Origin of the sequence: Ureibacillus sp. FSL W8-0352 (assembly GCF_038004345.1) — a bacterium.
In the GTDB taxonomy this organism is placed as follows: domain Bacteria; phylum Bacillota; class Bacilli; order Bacillales_A; family Planococcaceae; genus Ureibacillus; species Ureibacillus thermosphaericus.
Genome location: NZ_JBBOQT010000001.1, coordinates 1,729,953 through 1,748,602, shown reverse-complemented (window position 1 = coordinate 1,748,602; position 18,650 = coordinate 1,729,953). Strand labels below are relative to the sequence as shown.

At 36.5% G+C, this 18,650-nt stretch carries 17 protein-coding genes, 3 pseudogenes and 2 riboswitches; of the genes and pseudogenes, 17 read left to right on the top strand and 3 right to left on the bottom strand.

The annotated features are described in order from the left end of the window. Positions 1 to 76: 76 nt before the first annotated feature. The 6 genes and pseudogenes from uvsE (at position 77) to queE (ending at position 4,363) form a co-directional block, all read left to right on the top strand. A pseudogene (gene uvsE, locus NST98_RS08915) lies at positions 77 to 1,019 on the top strand (UV DNA damage repair endonuclease UvsE). A 112-nt stretch (positions 1,020 to 1,131) separates the two neighbouring features. Further along, a riboswitch (PreQ1 riboswitch) is annotated at positions 1,132 to 1,177 on the top strand. 84 nt (positions 1,178 to 1,261) lie between these two features. Further along, positions 1,262 to 1,762 carry a preQ(1) synthase gene (gene queF / locus NST98_RS08910; RefSeq protein ID WP_340714958.1) on the top strand — a complete coding sequence of 167 codons (501 nt, stop codon included), beginning with the start codon at positions 1,262 to 1,264 and terminating at the stop codon, positions 1,760 to 1,762. Between the two features lie 4 nt (positions 1,763 to 1,766). After that, positions 1,767 to 1,810: riboswitch (PreQ1 riboswitch) on the top strand. A gap of 456 nt (positions 1,811 to 2,266) precedes the next feature. Next, positions 2,267 to 2,410: a hypothetical protein gene (locus tag NST98_RS08905; protein ID WP_340714232.1), complete on the top strand. Its 144-nt coding sequence runs from the start codon at positions 2,267 to 2,269 to the stop codon at positions 2,408 to 2,410. Between the two features lie 94 nt (positions 2,411 to 2,504). Further along, on the top strand, positions 2,505 to 3,185 hold the full coding sequence (gene queC, locus NST98_RS08900) for a 7-cyano-7-deazaguanine synthase QueC (protein ID WP_340714957.1): 681 nt from the start codon (positions 2,505 to 2,507) through the stop codon (positions 3,183 to 3,185). After that, a complete protein-coding gene (gene queD / locus NST98_RS08895) occupies positions 3,172 to 3,642 on the top strand; it encodes a 6-carboxytetrahydropterin synthase QueD (RefSeq protein WP_340705056.1) in 471 nt (156 codons plus the stop codon). The genes queC and queD overlap by 14 nt, the downstream gene beginning before the upstream one ends. Continuing rightward, the gene (gene queE, locus NST98_RS08890; protein ID WP_340714956.1) at positions 3,635 to 4,363 is read left to right on the top strand and encodes a 7-carboxy-7-deazaguanine synthase QueE; all 729 of its coding nucleotides are present in this window, start codon (positions 3,635 to 3,637) and stop codon (positions 4,361 to 4,363) included. The genes queD and queE overlap by 8 nt, the downstream gene beginning before the upstream one ends. A 301-nt stretch (positions 4,364 to 4,664) precedes the next feature. Here queE and adhP read toward each other — a convergent pair whose 3' ends face one another. Together adhP and NST98_RS08880 are read right to left on the bottom strand one after the other, a co-directional pair. After that, positions 4,665 to 5,681 (bottom strand): alcohol dehydrogenase AdhP, encoded by a 1,017-nt coding sequence (adhP, locus tag NST98_RS08885; RefSeq protein WP_340435184.1) that lies wholly within the window; start codon positions 5,679 to 5,681, stop codon positions 4,665 to 4,667. 242 nt (positions 5,682 to 5,923) lie between these two features. Continuing rightward, positions 5,924 to 6,079 carry a hypothetical protein gene (locus NST98_RS08880; protein WP_016838205.1) on the bottom strand — a complete coding sequence of 52 codons (156 nt, stop codon included), beginning with the start codon at positions 6,077 to 6,079 and terminating at the stop codon, positions 5,924 to 5,926. A 172-nt stretch (positions 6,080 to 6,251) separates the two neighbouring features. Between NST98_RS08880 and NST98_RS08875 the strand changes: the two genes are divergently transcribed. The 5 genes from NST98_RS08875 (at position 6,252) to NST98_RS08855 (ending at position 10,014) form a co-directional block, all read left to right on the top strand. After that, entirely contained in the window at positions 6,252 to 6,623 is a 372-nt protein-coding gene (locus NST98_RS08875; protein WP_340714955.1) for a VOC family protein, read from the top strand. A gap of 247 nt (positions 6,624 to 6,870) precedes the next feature. Continuing rightward, entirely contained in the window at positions 6,871 to 7,557 is a 687-nt protein-coding gene (locus NST98_RS08870) for a phosphoribosylaminoimidazolesuccinocarboxamide synthase (protein WP_340714954.1), read from the top strand. A gap of 169 nt (positions 7,558 to 7,726) precedes the next feature. Then, positions 7,727 to 8,692, top strand: a complete 966-nt coding sequence (locus NST98_RS08865) for an asparaginase (RefSeq protein ID WP_340714953.1) — start codon at positions 7,727 to 7,729, stop codon at positions 8,690 to 8,692. A gap of 412 nt (positions 8,693 to 9,104) precedes the next feature. Further along, on the top strand, positions 9,105 to 9,386 hold the full coding sequence (locus NST98_RS08860; RefSeq protein ID WP_340714952.1) for a hypothetical protein: 282 nt from the start codon (positions 9,105 to 9,107) through the stop codon (positions 9,384 to 9,386). A gap of 121 nt (positions 9,387 to 9,507) precedes the next feature. Then, positions 9,508 to 10,014, top strand: a complete 507-nt coding sequence (locus tag NST98_RS08855; protein WP_340714951.1) for a hypothetical protein — start codon at positions 9,508 to 9,510, stop codon at positions 10,012 to 10,014. A 1,273-nt stretch (positions 10,015 to 11,287) separates the two neighbouring features. On the opposite strand, the pseudogene NST98_RS08850 reads toward NST98_RS08855, so the two are convergent. Then, positions 11,288 to 11,689 (bottom strand): annotated as a pseudogene (locus NST98_RS08850) (transposase); the annotation flags it as partial. 104 nt (positions 11,690 to 11,793) lie between these two features. Between NST98_RS08850 and NST98_RS08845 the strand changes: the two are divergent. From NST98_RS08845 to brxC, 6 genes and pseudogenes are all read left to right on the top strand, one after another. Continuing rightward, positions 11,794 to 11,961: pseudogene (locus NST98_RS08845) on the top strand (ATP-binding protein); the annotation flags it as partial. A 166-nt stretch (positions 11,962 to 12,127) separates the two neighbouring features. Next, the gene (locus NST98_RS08840; RefSeq protein ID WP_141603158.1) at positions 12,128 to 12,586 is read left to right on the top strand and encodes a hypothetical protein; all 459 of its coding nucleotides are present in this window, start codon (positions 12,128 to 12,130) and stop codon (positions 12,584 to 12,586) included. Between the two features lie 483 nt (positions 12,587 to 13,069). Continuing rightward, positions 13,070 to 13,219 carry a hypothetical protein gene (locus NST98_RS08835; RefSeq protein ID WP_340714950.1) on the top strand — a complete coding sequence of 50 codons (150 nt, stop codon included), beginning with the start codon at positions 13,070 to 13,072 and terminating at the stop codon, positions 13,217 to 13,219. Between the two features lie 678 nt (positions 13,220 to 13,897). Further along, positions 13,898 to 14,494, top strand: a complete 597-nt coding sequence (locus NST98_RS08830) for a DUF1819 family protein (RefSeq protein ID WP_208650580.1) — start codon at positions 13,898 to 13,900, stop codon at positions 14,492 to 14,494. 2 nt (positions 14,495 to 14,496) lie between these two features. Continuing rightward, entirely contained in the window at positions 14,497 to 15,063 is a 567-nt protein-coding gene (locus NST98_RS08825) for a DUF1788 domain-containing protein (RefSeq protein ID WP_340714949.1), read from the top strand. A gap of 13 nt (positions 15,064 to 15,076) precedes the next feature. Further along, on the top strand, positions 15,077 to 18,646 hold the full coding sequence (brxC, locus tag NST98_RS08820) for a BREX system P-loop protein BrxC (RefSeq protein WP_340714948.1): 3,570 nt from the start codon (positions 15,077 to 15,079) through the stop codon (positions 18,644 to 18,646). Positions 18,647 to 18,650: the final 4 nt, after the last annotated feature.

Genomic DNA, 18,650 nt, shown 5'->3' with positions numbered 1-18,650 from the left:
CCTCCTTTCATGATGTATGTATCGTTCTCCATTGACAAACACTATCCTCATCATTCTTTTTTAGTATGGTGTACAGATGATACTTCGATTTGGTTATGTTTCAATGGCGCTCCCATTGTGGGAAGCGTCTCCTTCACATACAATTACTTTTACCAACTGGAAAAACTTGAAGAAACAAGTAGAGCCGAGAAATTATTAACCATCACGGAGCGAAATTTAAAAAATACAATTCGCATTCTCCATTACAATATTGCCCACGGAATACATGTATACCGAATGTCTTCATCCCTCATTCCATTAGCTGCACATCCGGAAGTGGATTGGGAGTTTATCTCCCCGTTTGAACATCTTTTTAAAGAAATCGGAGAAATGGTTCGAAATTATGGAATGCGGGTCAGCTTTCATCCAGGACAGTTTACTTTATTCACAAGTAAATAAGCTCATGTAACAAACAATGCCATTGTGGATATGACCTATCATTTTAAAATGTTGCAAGCAATGGGGCTAGAAAAAGAGGCAATGTTAAATATCCATGTAGGAGGAGCTTACGGGGATAAAGATGCATCTATTTCTCGATTTTATCAAAACTTCCGAAAATTAGATGCAACAATTCGCATGCAAACGACTTTGGAAAAAGATGATAAAACCTACACAGCAGAAGAGACATTAGCCATTTGTGAAAACCTTTTGTATTTGACTACCATCACTATATAGCGAATAAAGGGGACTGTGAATTAGAAGAGTTGTTGCCAAGGATTTTTGCGACTTGGGAACATACAGGGAAAGTTCCAAAATTTCATTTATCATCACCAAAATCTGAAAAAATGTGACGGGCACACGCCGATTATGTTGATATGGATTTTGCTTTTCCATTAATTAAAGCCTTAAAGGATCTCGGGAAATCTGCAGATATTATGATTGAAGCAAAAGCGAAAGATCTTGCGTGCCTCCGTTTTGAGGAGGAGCTAGGGAAATTGCGCGGCTTTAAGCGAATCAGTGGAGGGATAATTAAGATTTGAAATGGTAATCCATTGATTATCTCATTGTTTTTTTAATAAACTTTCTAAAAAAATTTGACCTTTTTCACTATATTCTATAATATTACTAAGTAAAGTTGAATACCCGACTAGAACGGGAGAGGTTCATAGCATAACCCTCTATAAAAAACTATGAAACAATAATATTTCATCAGTTTTAATAGAATGAATTGGGTTTACCTCTCTTGAAAATGTTGGGAAACATTTTGCAAGGAGGTTTTTTTATGTCTAGTCGCAAATTAGAAGATGGTTTAAAGGATTTGACGCTGCTCGGTAATCAAAAGACGTCATATCCAACAAAATATGCGCCAGAAGTATTGGAAGCAGTGGATAATTTACATGTCAATCGGGATTATTTTGTAAAATTCAATTGTCCTGAATTTACTAGTCTTTGTCCGCTTACACAGCAGCCGGATTTTGCAACGATTTATATTTCTTATATTCCGGATAAAAAATTGGTGGAAAGCAAATCGCTGAAATTATATTTATTCAGTTTTCGAAATCATGGAGATTTTCATGAAGACTGCGTAAATATCATAATGAATGATTTAATCAAATTGCTTGATCCAAGATATATTGAAGTGTGGGGGAAATTTACTCCGCGCGGGGGAATTTCCATCGATCCATGGTGCAACTACGGAAGACCTGGAACGAAATATGAAGAAATGGCAAATTACCGTTTAATGAATCATGATTTATATCCAGAAAAAGTGGATAATCGATAAATGAATAACAGAGGTTCTTAGCTACCCTCTATAAAAAACTAAGAAGAAAACAGCATTTCCTTCTTAGGATGCTGTTTTTTTCGTGCGCCCGGCATGTACATGAACTATAGGGTGTAAGTCCCGAACCCCGAAGACAGAAGTAGAGGTTAGCCAAGAGCAAGGGTGTCCGTGGTGACGCGGAATCTGAAGGAAGCTGGAGGCAAAACACCGGTCCGAGGAACACGAACCTCATATAAGGCTAGGTATGATTGAGTGAGTTTGCGAAACAAAACAAAGCTCTTTCTGTCGAAGGTCATATCGAGTAAATGAGGCGGATAGATGGTGTGAAAGTGCATGTACTTACCCGGGGAGGTCTGGCGGATAGGTGAAGTTCGCTTCATAACCTACTTAGTGATAAGTAGCTGAACCGTCAGAAGTCAGCAGAGGTCATAGTATTAGTTGGTTTAGAACTACTAAGAAGGACCGAACAATTAAGAGAGAATAGCCCTTGGCATTCAGTGAGTCATGATGAACACAGAAAACATAGTACCTCACTTGAGGAAGGAAGCGGTGAATCCCGTGGGAGTCCTCTTGGAGGGTGGAGTGACCACTGGCATAAAGAGAACAGCTATTCACGGAAGTTATGAAAACTTGCGTCAATTATCTTAATTGAACCGCCGTATACGGAACCGTACGTACGGTGGTGTGAGAGGACGGGAGCTAATCACTCCCTCCTACTCGATTTTATGAAGGAGTGTCTTTAATGATATTAAAAGAAGAAAAAGCAATCGTCGTATTTAGCGGTGGACAAGACAGCACGACATGTTTGTTTTGGGCAAAAGAACAGTTTAAAGAAGTGGAAGCTGTGACCTTTGATTATGGTCAAAGACATCGATTGGAAATTGAATGTGCAAAGGAAATTGCAAAGAAAGTAGGGGTAAAGCATCACATTCTTGATATGTCCCTTTTAAATCAGCTAGCTCCAAACGCACTAACACGGGATGATATCGAAGTTGAGGAAGGGAAAGATGGCGAGCTTCCTTCTACCTTTGTGCCGGGGCGCAATTTGCTATTCCTTTCCTTTGCAGGGGTGTTAGCTAGCCAAGTAGGAGCAAAGCATATCGTAACAGGCGTATGTGAAACGGATTTTAGTGGCTATCCTGATTGCCGTGATGTTTTTATCAAATCGTTGAATGTAACAATGAATTTAGCGATGGATGATACGTTTGTCATTCATACGCCGCTCATGTGGTTAACGAAAGCACAAACATGGGAACTGGCAGACCAATTAGGTGTGCTTGATTTTGTACGAAACAATACATTGACTTGCTATAACGGAATCATTGCAGATGGCTGTGGAGAATGTCCAGCATGTAAGTTGAGAAAAAGAGGTCTTGATGAGTATTTACGTTCTAGAAAGGGTGCTTCACATGTTAGATTTTAGAATTGTTGATAAGCTTCAAAAACTAGATGAAGATATTCAAAGAGACCAATTGAGATATCACTCGAAACGTGTGCTCGTCAGCAAGGAATTTACATTTGACGCAGCTCATCATTTACATGCTTATGATGGGAAATGTAAAAATCTCCATGGCCATACGTACAAAGTGGTGCTGGGCGTCAGCGGCTATCCGGACGACCGGGGATTGGTGATTGATTTTGCCGATCTTAAAAAAATCTGGAAAGAAAAAATTGAAATCTATTTGGACCACCGATATTTAAATGAAACGTTGCCGCCAATGAATACAACAGCTGAGAATATGGTCGTTTGGATTTATGAAAAATTGGCGGAAGCGTTGCAGGAGAAAGGTTTTGACGGGGCGCGGGTGGAATTTATTCGACTCTATGAGACTCCTACAAGTTATGCAGAAGCTAGACGGGAGTGGATGGAAGATGAGTAAAATCCCCGTCATCGAGATTTTTGGACCGACCATTCAAGGGGAAGGGATGGTCATCGGGCAAAAGACGATGTTTGTTCGCACGGCAGGTTGTGACTATTCCTGTTCCTGGTGCGATTCTGCCTTTACTTGGGATGGCAGCGGCAAAAGTTTGATTAAGCAAATGACAGCGGAAGAGATTTGGACTGAGTTAAAGAGGCTAGGAGGAAATGGATTTTCTTTTGTTACCATTTCTGGTGGAAATCCTGTATTGATTCGTCATCTAGAGGCATTAGTTCGGATTTTAAAGGAAAATGATATAAGAATTGGCGTTGAAACGCAAGGAAGCAGATGGCAAGATTGGCTGTATGAAATCGATGAATTAACGATTTCCCCTAAACCGCCAAGTTCTGGGATGAAAACGGATTTTACGGTGCTTACTGAAATCATAAATAAGCTAAATGCCCGAAACGGCAACCAGCACATTTCATTGAAAGTCGTTGTATTTGATGAGGAAGATTATGAATATGCAAAAAAAGTACATTTAAGATATCCGACTATTCCATTTTTCTTACAGGTTGGCAATGATGACACAACTACAAAAGATCAAACGAAACTCGTTAGCCACTTACTGAAAAAATATGAAAGGCTCATTAACAAAGTAATGGCAGATGAGGAATTACAAAACGTGAAAGTACTGCCGCAACTCCATACCCTTGTGTGGGGGAATAAAAGAGGGGTGTAGGGGCCAGAAAGGACTTCTATAAAATTTGCGAAGAGCCGATAATCGCCAAGTTGGGAAGAATAATCGCCAACCAGGCAAGGATAATCGCCGAATAGAGGAACATAATCGCCAAAGGAAAAAAACGTTTCTGCAGAACCCGATAATCGCAAAGTTGGGAGAAATAATCGCCAACCAGGCAAGAATAATCGCCAAATCAACGAACATATTCGCCAACTATAGAGGCAAACCGTCTTCTGCCCGCCAAATTCTTCGCAATTTAAAAAGGAGCATGTCCAAAAGAGACTGCTCCTTCCTTTTTTTTTTAGTTCGTAAAGTCGATCACCATTCGACCAGTGAACTTTCCTTGCTCCATTTCTTCCATGATATCATTGATTTCTTCAAGTTTTCGGAGGGTTACTCTAGGTACTACTTTTCCTTCAGCTGCAAATTGGAACGCTTCTTTCAAATCTTGGCGGGTACCGACGAGGGAACCGACCACTTGAATGCCGTCCAGCACAAGGCGAGGAATATCAAGATCCATTTTATCAACAGGCAAACCAACTGCAACAACCCGGGCGCCTGCTTTTACGACATCTACAGCCTGGTTGAATGGTGCTTTCGCCACAGCTGTCACAACGCAAGCGTCCAATCCTTTTCCATCTGTGATTTCAAGGACTTTTTCTTTCGGATTTTCTTTTAACGAATTCACTGTGACATCTGCTCCCATTTCTTTTGCAAAGGCCAATTTATCGTCATTAATATCGAATGCGACTACTCTTGCGCCAAATACATTTTTCGCATATTGGACAGCCAGGCTTCCTAAACCGCCAATGCCAAATACGCCAATCCATTGCCCAGGCCGGATATCCGACACTTTTACCGCTTTATATGTTGTCACTCCGGCGCATGTAATGGAAGTGGCAGCTGCCGGATCCAAGTTGTCAGGCACTTTTACCACATAATTGGCAACCACGATCGCCTGTTCCGCCATGGCTCCGTCAACCGTATAACCGGCATTTTTTACATTTCGGCACAACGTTTCTCTTCCTGTTGTGCAATACTCGCAATGGCCACAGCTTTCATATAACCAAGGAATGGCTACCCGGTCGCCGATTTTTAAGGAAGTGACCCCTTCAGCCACTTCAACGACTTTTCCAACGCCTTCATGGCCAAGAACAACACCTGTGACATCCCCAAAATCCCCGTTTTTCACGTGCAAATCTGTGTGGCAAACTCCGCAATATTCCATCTGTACCAAAGCTTCACCATGTTTAAGCGGACGTAATTGTTTGTCCACCACACTCACCGTTTTTTCTTTTGAAACAACTGCAGCTTTCAATAATGATCCCCCTTTGTTTGAATTTCGTACATGGAAGCGTATCCATATACTTAAAAATAAAGATACTAGCAGAGAGTATGTTCAGCAATAGGGGAAATACTACTATTTAATGTAAATAGATTTCCATTTTTCGACATAAAAAAATAGGGAGATAAGCGCAGATTATACCTCTTTGTGAATAGAAAAATATGATTACCAAAAGATACTAATGTTGAGTTACAAATCATCGTCTTTTGAAAAATTTATCTCTTTTCTGCAAACAATAAAAGCAATGTGGCCAATGGTCCCAATAAAAGTGAAATCAAGAACCAGTTCAATCCAGAGCGGTTTTTTCCTTGGGCAAGCCCTGCATTGATCAACGCCAAAGTGCCCCAACCAACAACATATTCATTTTCCATGATAGCCTCCTCATTGATTTCTTTATATATATTATAAACCTGGAATCTAATCATGGTTATATTATATAGGAGAAAAAAAACCATATTTATAGGAAAATATTCAGTTCGAAAATACTTAGCCAATCCATTTTTATGGCATAATGAAATGAAAAAACGTAAAAGGAGAATCTCGATGATCAAAATTGGAAAAATCACAATCTATGTTGAAGATCAGGAACAGGCAAAAGATTTTTGGATTAACAAAGTAGGGTTTGTATTGAAATTCGAACAGCCGATGGGGCCTGGGATGGCGTGGATTGAGGTGGGACCTGAAAATGATTTTGCGACATTGGTGCTATACTCAAAAGCATTGATGAAGAAACAAAAACCGGAAAATGTCGCTCATCCAACCCTCCTTTTCAGCACACCGAACATTGAAGAAACGTATGAGCGGTTGAAAAATAATGGCGTAAAGGTGGATGAACTCCAAAAATTCCCTTATGGTTCGATGTTCACTTTCTATGACCAAGATGGAAATCAGTATTTGTTGAGAGAAGATAAATAATAATGTCAGCTAATCGTGCTATCCGGAGAGAAGGACTTTCCGGGTAGTCTTTTTATTTGATCCACGGCGGTAAAACGGTGTATGTCACAAGACAGCCGCTTTTAGATTCATCGGCCTCATCGCTATCATAATGAAGAAATTGTAATTAATAAAAGAGGCACTCTTGTCCGATAAACTTTGTTTGATTTATTATAAAGACAGCATCAGTTCTATCGATGAAAAGGCTAAAAGAAGAAGGAGACTTGACATGAAGCACATTTATACTGGTAAAACGAAAAATGTTTACGAACTAGAAGACGGCAACTACTTATTAGAATTTAAAGATGATGTAACGGGCGTTGACGGAGTTTTTGACCCAGGTGCCAATACGGTGGGATTGACAATTGAAGGTGCCGGACTTGCAGGCTTAAAATTGACGAAATATTTCTTCGAATTGCTAAATGAAAAAGGCATCCCAACGCATTTTATTGAAGCGGATATCGATAAAAAGACGATGAAAGTGAAACCGGCGGAAACATTCGGCAAAGGGTTGGAAGTGATTTGCCGCTTCCGTGCAGCGGGAAGTTTCTTACGTCGATATGGTTTATATGTACAAGAAGGGCAGCCACTTGATGCCTTTGTGGAAGTAACAATTAAAGACGATGAAAGAGAAGACCCACCTATTAGCGAAGATGCTTTAGATATGCTTGGTATTTTATCAAAAGATGAATATAAAGTATTAAAAGAACTGACACAAACAATTGCTGGCATTGTAAAAGAAGAACTTGCGAAAAAAGACATCGAATTATATGATATTAAATTTGAATTCGGCCGTGATCGTGAAACAAAAGAAATCTTATTAATTGATGAAATTTCTGGCGGTAACATGCGCGCTTATAAAAACGGAGAATATATTGAGCCGTTGCAATTAGAAAAATTAATTTTAGAAGGTTAAACATAAGAACCCTTGGTAAGAGTGCCAAGGGGTTTTTATAAGAATAAGATAGCCAATTAAAATGCGATTTTTTAGCGGTAGGGATTTCTAGTCCATTAGTTGAAGTTATTCAAACAATAAATTAATATTTTCTAGAATATGATTGTATTTAATGTTAGGGGTGCGAGGAATGAGAAAAAAAGTTGTTTTAATCAGTACTGGTGGAACAATCGCTAGCGGTATAAATCCTGAAACAGGTCTTTTGTCTTCCGGGATGTTAACAGGTGAAGAACTATCAAAACAATGTGTTTTACCACAACACATCGAATTGCAGGTTGAAACCATTTTCCAATTACCGAGCAATGAAATGACATTTGACCATTTAGTGCGTCTAAAAGAGAAAATTGAAAATGTGTTTGAAAATGAAGAAGTAGCAGGAATTGTCGTTACTCATGGAACAGATACGTTAGAAGAAACGACATACTTTCTTGATTTAACGATTCATGATGAACGCCCAATCGTAGTGACTGGAGCGCAAAGAAGTCCAGTAAGTATTGGCACGGATTCATTTGCTAACTTGCGCCAAGCAATCATTCTTGCAGCAAGCGAAGAAGCAAGAAGCTTAGGTACGGTCGTGTTATTTAATGAAAAGATTCTTCCTGCCCGCTATGTGAAGAAAAATCACGCTTCCAATGTGGACGGCTTCAACGCGCCGGGGTTCGGCCATTTGGGGTATGTGGATGAGGAAGAAGTCATCCTTTACGGGAAAGCGGTGAAAAAGGAAACGTATGAGCTGAAGTCTGTATTGCCTTATGTAGAAATCATTAAATGTTCATTAGGTTCGGATGGCCGCTTAATTAAGTATGCGGTGGAGACGGGAGCAAAAGGCATTGTCCTTGAAGCGTTCGGCCGTGGACAAGTCCATCCAGCTGTTGCGGAACAAGTGCAATATGCGATTGAAAAAGGCGTTATCGTGGTGGTGACAACGAGCACGGCGGAAGGAAACGTCAAAGTGGTGTACGATACACCAGGAACTGCCTACGATTTACAAAAGAAAGGTGCCATCCTCGGCCGCGACTACGACAGCAAAAAAGCCCGCATGAAGTTGGCGGTGATGCTTGCAGCAGGGGTGGGGGAGATTAAGGAAAGATTTTAATGCAAGTGGAAAATTGTGTAAAAAGCATCTTTGTTCATGAACTGGGGATGCTTTTTATTTGTTGGATAAATTATGAAAATCATAATTCACTAATTTGCATTTATATAATAAATTTGTAAGATTTAAGAAAAAATATAATTGACTGCTGTAATTTTTCTCATGATTGTATATGAAACAACAAAAGTAGAATTTATGAATCATGTTTTTTTGGATATGCTTATAAAGAACTTTGGAATGAAACTGGCGATCCAGTATGGGAATTTTTGTATCAATTTTCTAAAACTAAACAATATAAAGCTAAGTAATAAATACTGTCTTTGTTATTAAAATTATAGTAGTTTTTTGGGTGGAGTGGGTAGTATATAATTTGACTCACTCTTTCCCATAATCTTATAAAAGAGGATGTTTCAGTATGGATATTTATGTATGTATAGATTTTTTTGCTGAATATTCTTTAAAAAGTGAACTCGAAAGACTTTTTGGAAAATTTGATATTTCATTAAACTTTCCGGATAAGCCGAAAATGGGGACTGAAGTATATCTTCAGGTTCCAATCCGACTCAACGGAAAGGTAGGAATAGATACAATTTCTTATATCACTTCTCATTTAAAAAAAGAATACCAGATTTCATGTGGTGAATCATTTTCTTGCAGGTTTAATTATTTAGATTTTGAACGATCGCCTTTTTTTTAGGTTGGTTTCTACAGGTAATTCATCAAAAGCGTTTTTAGAACACAAAAAGGATGGAATTAAATGGAAGACGATTTGCCCATCTTGCGGCATTCAGGAAAAAGTTCAGACTTCCCCTTTAGTCATGGATACTTCAAAAGTGGGGGATCGATATATGGTCAATGTCGGTGTCGATTACTGGGTTGTATCGGAGAAAATGGCGTATTTAATGAAAGAGTGGGAAATAACAGGGTACGAATTGAGAGAGGTGATACATAGCGGTAAAAAGCCTGCACAGCCCGTATTTCAAGTGATTCCTACAAATGTTCTTCCATCATGGAGTTCCGAAATGAAACATTATTATTTTATTACGGAACCGGAAGAACGATGTCAAACGTGTAACATTAGAGGACGGATTGATTATCCATATCACTATAATAAAAGGGATCTTGAACAATATCCTATTAAAGATATAAATATCATGAAAGATTTGAAATCTAATGGAAGCTGGGCGTATAGACCTGTATTTCTGAGTAAAAGATTTAGAGATTTGTTAATTGAAAATGGCATCACTCGGGAAGTTATAAATCGAGACGATGATAATTACAAATCAAGAAATTGGTTGTTTGAACCGGTTGTTATAATTGAATGAACAATAAATAAATACGGTTAATTGAATTACGTGTACTTCTTTGAGCTACTTGGCTTTTTACGTTAAGTAGCTTATATTTTTACATATTATTTTCCCATTTCCACTATTGAGATATCAGTTCACCTTTACAGTATGGTGTATATGGCAAACTAAATTTCTACTTGCCAAAAACACGCTGCATTTATTGATTTTGGATGATGTCTGAGGATGAGTACAAAAAAAGAATAGCATTCGTATAATCGGAAAAATAAAAAAGAATCTGTTATATTTTTTAAAAAGGTTCAGCTAAACTATCGGAAGAAGATCAGTGGCATTTACATCCTTATTTAGAAATCTATGAAATAATCCTCTCATGGTTTCAAGAGGAGAAGAATGAACAAGATGATTAAAAATTAAAAAGGGATTTACCGAAAGGTGGAAGGGACAAAATTCCGACCTAAAAAATGTGTCCAAACATAAAAGAATTGGCAAACCTAAATTTAGAATAGCTTTATCCCTTCATTATTAATGGATCAAAAGTATAAAAACGAATGGCTATGAATTTAGTAAATAAAAACACTTTAAAGCAAAAATTTTAAATGGTTTAAAGTATAGTGACATAGTGCATATTGGGTGAAGTGAAAACACTATGATTGAACAACAATTTAATTTTGAATAATCTAATCCTTTAAAGATTAATGATTTTCCAATACATCTTCTTGTTTCTACAATTTACAGACAACGTTTCATAGTTTTTATATTTAACCGCAAAATATTGTCACTTAGAAAATTAAGCTTTAACTAGATGTTACAAATAACAATTGTTGATGGCCTTGTGTATTTTAATTTTAGGAGGCTGGGACATAAACAAAAAATTAAAGGGACAGTTGAAAGAGTTTTGATAAAAAATTGATATAACTAAAAATTGATTGTAGTGACGGGGCGACTCCTGCGGGAACAGCCCGTGTCTCGAGACACCGCAGGAGCGAAGGGATGAGCTCCGAGGAGGCTCGAGCCGGGCCCGCGGAAAGCGTCCCCGGAACGGAAATCAATTTTAATAACATATCAAAAAAACATCATTTTCTCCTTAGAGAAAATGATGTTTTTTTAGATTTGTCCCAGCCTCATTTCTTAACATTAAGATAATATCACTAGTGTCGCATAAATAAGTTTTGAAATTTCAGATTTTATTTTTCTGGAATATTAGCGAAAAACAAAAGCACCTAAATAAAGGTAGTAAACATCCATTTTTTACCTATAACTTAAGGCGAGTGCAACAACGACAAATCAACCTTTAAGGAACGCTCTTTCTTTCGATTTTCCGTAACCAAATGTGTGCAGATTTCCATAAAGCTGCTTTCAAATATCGACTTATTTGTAACGTACTTCGGTCACTATTCGTGTTCAACTGAGCTAACACATTTAAACAGTATACAATCATCGCTACGTATACTTGGTTGTGTACGGCTTGTTCACTGTGACCGTAGAACTTCTTGATATTCAAGTGTTGTTTCATCCATTTGAAAAAGAGTTCAATGGCCCAACGTGACTGATAGATTTCGGCGATTTCATCTGCATCCATATCAAAACGATTCGTCCATAAATGAAGTTCATTTCCTTTTGTATCCAACAATTTGATGAGACGGAACGCGTTTTCAGAACGATTTTGCGTGGTTCCAATATCCACCATTTCATCACGATTGTTTATACCTAAAATGTAAATGTAGTGTAGCAAATCCATTAGTACCACTTGCTCCTGCAATTGATTACGATGTGACACTAAAAATAACTCGTGTAGGTAGTGTCCGTATCACTGGAAAGCACGATGGATTCCCTCAATGGAACCGAATCTTTACAGATTCTCGATTAACAGCAGCGTTAGTGGACAGGCTAATTCATCACGCCCATATCATCTCTTTTCATGGCGAGAGCTATAGACTGTCCCACTCATTGTCGAAAAGGAATTAAATGGGTGGCAAACCTCTGCATTTTTAATTGCATTTCTCTGCACTTTTCTATTGCAAAATACACCTTTAAATACCTACAATAATAAAACTGATAATTGATTTATATAGATTGATAAATACTACATTTTTTAATGTTCTATTTTTCAATTACGGGAGGAAGATAAAAATTGATATTTATCAGTATAATTAAAGGTATTATAGTTGGAGTGATTACAGCTTTTGTAGTTCCTTTCATTTGTATTAATGGATTGAGTGGTTTATATGGCGGACTTTACAATGTATTTGGTAGTCGATGGACTTATATAGCTTATTTAATTGCTATCATCCCTACCTTTGGATACGTTGGTTTCTATTTTTCAAATAAATCTACATTATCTAACAGACATAGATGGAAAGTTTCAGCTATTTCAGTATTCATTATTAGTATAATTGCAAATTCTGTTGGATTATTGATCGGATATATTTTAGTATTAGGTAGCTTAGAAACAGTGAATGTCGAAGAGGTTGTGCCTTTTATGCTTTTGCTGGGTACACTACTTCTACCTATTACAATACCTTTAGGAAAGTTTATCTTAGATATACTTTATCGTTGGATTCATAAAATTCCGTTTTCTACATCTAAATAAAATAATTTAAAACTCTCAAGATTTGTTAATAAAAAGATTACTGTCAATGAAAAAGGAACGTCTACAAAAATGACGTTCCTTTTTCATGTGCGCCCGGTATGTACATGAACTATAGGAAGTAGAGGTTAGCTCAACGCAAGGGTGTCCGTGGTGACGCGGAATCTGAAGGAAGCTGGAGGCAAAACACCGGTCCGAGGAATACGAACCTCATATAAGGCTAGGTATGATTGAGTGAGTTTGCAAAACAAAACAAAGCTCTTTCTGTCGAAGGTCATATCGAGTAAATGAGGCGGATAGATGGTGTGAAAGTGCATGTACTTACCCGGGGAGGTCTGGCGGATAGGTGAAGTACGCTTCATAACCTACTTAGTGATAAGTAGCTGAACCGTCAGAAGTCAGCAGAGGTCATAGTATTAGTTGGTTTAGAACTACTAAGAAGGACCGAACAATGAAGAGAGAATAGCCCTTGGCATTCAGTGAGTCATGATGAACACAGAAAACGTAGTACCTCACTTGAGGAAGGAAGCGGTGAATCCCGTGGGAGACCTCTTGGAGGGTGGAGTGACCACTGGCATAAGAAGACAAGCTATTCACGGAAGTTATATAAAGACTTGCGTCAATTATCTTAATTGAACCGCCGTATACGGAACCGTACGTACGGTGGTGTGAGAGGACGGGAGCTAATCAATCCCTCCTACTCGATTTTTGCAAGTTTAGAAAAATAAAGGAGCTGATTCAAGATAAAAAAGATTAATGGAAACTAAATATTCTTTTGATGTTCCAACTAATGATTGGGAATTTCAAAAAACTCCTTCCCGTGCAGAATGCCCTATTGCGGTCTAATAACCGAAATTACAGAAACTGATGTTGCTTTCTGCCGTTGTTGTAATCGGGAGGTGGAAATTTTTTAAGTATAATTGACGGGACATTTTTAAATGGGGTAATTTTGTTTTCTTAATTTTAAGGTTAACCAAATGTGAAAAAGAATAATATATGGGTTTAGATAGGTTTTACTTACACCTTATACAGTATTTTGTTTAATAAATTACCACAATTAGTATTATTTTATGAATTCGCTTTTGAAAAGTGTATGGAGACTTTAAAGGTTGAATGTTAAAATAGCATTTGAAAATTATAAACGAAATTTGAAAAAATATAAATTAGATTTATAAAAATACTATTTTCGATTAAAAAAGGATTAATAATTATAATCATAAAAAAATAACAATAAGTAGTTATTATAAACTATTTTTATTTGTATTTATATGGAAGAAAATTAGGATAATTATCTTACATGAAAGGTAGGGTTATATGCCGGAAGAATTGGAATACTCCTCCAGTTTGAATGGTGCATCATTTTTGTTATTCGAATTAAAACAAGTGGCAAAATTGAAGCAACAAGGATTAGATTCAAAAGAAATTAGAAAAAAAGTAATGGAAGAAAACTTATTTCAGTTTGACAATAAGGGAAGAATTAATAGAGCTTTGCCTTCAGTTATGAGGAGGGCAGAATCCCTCGATTCATTTTTAATCAATTATCTAGTAGAAGGCTCAAATGATATGGCAAAGGTAATTAATTTATACGCCATTATGAAAACGGATCGCCTATTTTTTGAATTTATGGATGAGGTGATACGTGAAAAAATTTACAATAATAATTTTTTAATTGAAAAAAAGGATATTAATGTGTTTTTTGCAGCTAAAGCTGAGCAAAGTGAAAAAGTTGCGAGTTGGAGCTCAATAAATACAGAAAAATTAAAAAGGGCGTTTATGCAAGTACTTTATGAAAGCGGCATATTGAAAAATCGAAAGGGAAATGAAATAAATAGGCTGATTATAGATGATGAATTGAAACAACATTTCATTCAGATTGGAGATAAAAAATATTTGGAAGCGATGGGTGAATAAAAATGTCTAATATAAATGAAAGGCTCGATAAGATTATTCCAAAGATTAAAGAAGATAAGTTTATTCAAGGCAAGGGACTTGGAAATGAAATCAGTTTCTACGTGTTTGACTATGAGCCCAAATATGAATTAAAAGTAAGGAATTACATTCAGCATATAAAAAAAGTATTTGATTATGAAGGTACTGATAGAAAAATTATAGAATTTGATTTATACAAAATGCTCATTGAAATTGCAAAAGAAAAAAGAATTTTTAACCGCATTTTTGAAATGGAACAAAAACAAGGAAAAACAGCACTTTTTAAAGCCTTAACCACTTTTGCAAAACCCGAAATTTTTCTTCAAAAAATTAAAGAACAAATGGGTGACCATAACGTTGTCTTTTTAACAGGAATTGGAAAAATTTATCCCTTTGTTCGATCCCATAACATATTAAATAATCTTCAAGAAGTGCTAGATAAAACTCCAGTCATTATGTTTTTCCCTGGCCAATATGATGGACAATCTCTTCAATTATTTGGAAAATTAAAAGATGACAATTACTATCGCGCTTTTCGTTTAGTCGATTAGGGAGGAAAAGGGAATGCAATTAAAAGAAATGTTTTTAAAGGACATTGAACGTGACATTCGTGGTGTGATTAAAGTCGCACAAACTAGTGAAGATGATATTTATCAGGAATTGGATGAGTATGTTGTAACGCAAGAATTACTTAAACACTTTTCGAAATTTTACGATAATTATTCAAGGAGTATAGATGGTATAACAGATAAAATGGGAGTTTGGATTTCTGGATTCTTCGGATCAGGTAAATCCCATTTTTTGAAAATCCTAGCCTATCTCTTAGACAATAAGCCAGTCAAAGGGAAAAAACCCGTTGACTTTTTTGAAGCAAAAATAAAAGATCCCCTTGTTTATGCTAGTATGAAACGCACAGCGGATGTCGATACAGAAGTAATTCTTTTTAATATCGACTCCAAAAGTCAGCTCGATAACAAATCGAAAGAAGATGCCATTTTGCGGGTCTTCATGAAAGTGTTTTATGAACATCGTGGTTATTATGGCGATATTCCAGGCGTTGCCGAAATGGAAAAATATTTGGATAAACAAGGCGTATATGAGACGTTTAAAGAGGAATTTCTTAAATTAGCAGGCGAACCATGGGAAGAACGTAGGAATACGTTTTACTTCGACGCGGACTATGTCATTGGGGCATTGGTGAAAGCGACAGGAATGTCGGAAGAGTCTGCAAGAAACTGGTTTGAAAATGGAGTAAACAACTATGAAATTAGTATTGAGAAGTTTGCAAAAGATGTTAAAGAGTACATTGACAGTAAAGGACCAAACTTCCATTTAGTCTTCCTTGTTGATGAAATCGGGCAATATATCGGGGATAACCGCAATCTCATGCTCAACTTACAAACGGTGACAGAGGATTTAGGAACTTATTGTGCAGGTAAAGTATGGATTATCGTGACTTCTCAGGAAAGCATCGACTCGATTATTAAAGTAAAAGGAGACGACTTCTCAAGAATCCAAGGCCGCTTTGATACGAGACTTTCCCTTTCTTCCATTTCGGTAGATGAGGTGATTAAAAAACGCATTTTAGAAAAGAAACCTCATGTATTCGATAAATTAAGAGCAGATTTTCCAAATAAAAGCGCTATTTTGAAAAACCTAATCAGCTTTAAGGAAAGCACCGCTGATTTAAGAGGATATGAAAACGATATTGAATTTGCGGAAGTATATCCTTTTGTTCCATATCAATTTAAGTTGTTACAAAATGTGTTTGAACAAGTGCGTAAACACGGCTCCTCTGGTAAGCATTTGTCTGAAGGGGAACGTTCCATGTTATCAGCCTTTAAAGAAGCAGGACTCAAATACAAAGATGCGGAAGAAGGAATTCTTATTCCATTTTATGCCTTTTATGATACCATTCAAGAATTTTTGAATCCATCGATTTCCAGAGTTATCGCAAGAGCGGCTGAAAATCCAGCATTAAAAGATGATCATTTCAACGTAGACTTATTGAAAGTATTGTTTATGATTAAATACATCAAGGAGTTACCAGCAAACATTGATAATATTGCAACATTAATGGTGACCCGTATTGATGAAGATAAATTAGAGTTGAAAGAAAAAATTAAAGTTGCGTTAAGAAAACTTATTTCACAAACACTTATTCAGAAAAACGGGGACAACTACATTTTCTTAACAGATGATGAGCAAGATGTAAATCGTGAAATTAAACATATAAATGTTGAAGAAGAACTTATTAAGCGTGAACTAGCGAACTATATATTCCATGATTTATACGAAGAGAAACGTTTTGCTTATTCGAAGGAATATTCATTCCCATTCAATCAAAAAATGGATGAAAAAGATTATGGAAATCAAACATCCTCGATTGGCGTTCAAGTTTTATCTGTACTTTCAGACCATTATCATAAATCAGAACAGGAATTAATGATGATGTCATCAGGTAATGACGAATTAATCGTGAAACTGGGTGGCAGTGATTCTTATGTCGAAGAAATGGAAGAAGCGTTGCGGATAGAAGAATATTTGAAGAAAAGAAATCCTTCTCAACAACCAGAGCATATTCAAAACATTTTAAACAATAAACGGGTTGAAGCCCGTGGAAGAAGAAAACGGGTGCGCGAATTATTGGAAGAAGCAATTAAAGATGCAACCTTCTATGTAAATGGTGAAAAATTAGACGTAAAAGGGTCGACTGTTAAAGAAAAAATGAATGCTGCTTTGAAACGTTTAGTAGAAAGTGTTTATACAAAATTGGGCTACATTAAAGAACACTTACAAAATGCTAACCAATTATTGTTAATGATAAGAGAAAATAATCAACAAGTTACATTAGATGAACAATTAGGCACAGACCCAAATGAACTTGCAAAAAAAGAAATATTTGAATTTATCGATTTACAAGAACAAATTAATAAACAAGTTCGAGTGAAAATCATCTATGACCGGTTCCAAGGCAAACCCTATGGGTGGAAACAACTAGATATAGCCGGAATACTGACAAAATTATTAAAAGAGCAGCGCATCCGTATTCGCTATAACTCCACCTATTTAGAACTGGAACGGGATACAAATGAATTAATGACCGTCTTTGGAAAAATCAATGAAGCAGATAAAGCCATTATCACAAAGAGGGTAAAAGTAGATGAAGACCTTCTTCGCACAGCGAAAAGGGTTTGCAAAGAAGTTTTCAATAAGACGGATTTAGCTGATGACGAAGACGGATTAATTAAAGATATTCGTCAACTCATCGAAAAACAAATAGATGAGATCAACGCTTATAAAGCTCGTTATGAAGGTAGAAAATATCCTGGTTTAAGTTTACTAAATAAAGGATTAGAATACTTCGGCCAATTTACAAACCAATTGGATAATGTTTCTTTCTTTACAAAATTAAAAGAACTTGAAGACGATTTAGCGGATTGGGAAGAAGATATGATTTACGTAAAAAGCTTCTTCGGTACAAATCAAAAAGAGATTTTTGACCAGGGACTAAAAGCGCTCAGCAAATTTGAAGACAATAAAGCGTATCTCATTGGACAAGAAGTAGAAGAAGCGATGAACAAATTACGTGAGATTCTTCAAAATCCGATTCCGTATAAACAAATTAAAGACATCCCTGAATTAATTCATATTTTGGAACAACAAATAAATTTTGTTTTACAAGAGAAAAAGGAAAATGCCCGTAAGAAGCTTCAGGCAGATTATGAGGAACTGTCGCTACTTGCAAATCAATATGGGGTTTCAAACAGTACAAAACAACGGGTGGAAGACTATTATAATGAATTAAATACAAACCTTGAGAATTACATAGACATTTTCAAAGTAGATGCAACAATAACCCAAAGTGCTGCTTTTAAAGAAAAAATGCTTATTCATATTGAAAGAGAAAGATTGGAATGGGAGCGGAAACAAACGGATAATGGAGGAACTGTTGTAGAACCACCAATTGCTGCGATTGAACAAGCTCCGAAAAAACAACAAGTAAAAATATCACAATTGGTATCTGTAAAAACATTGAAAACGGAAGAAGAGGTCGATAAATATATCCATACCCTCTCCAATAAATTAAAACAAATCATTAAAGAAAATAAACAAATTGAGTTAGTTGATTAAGGGT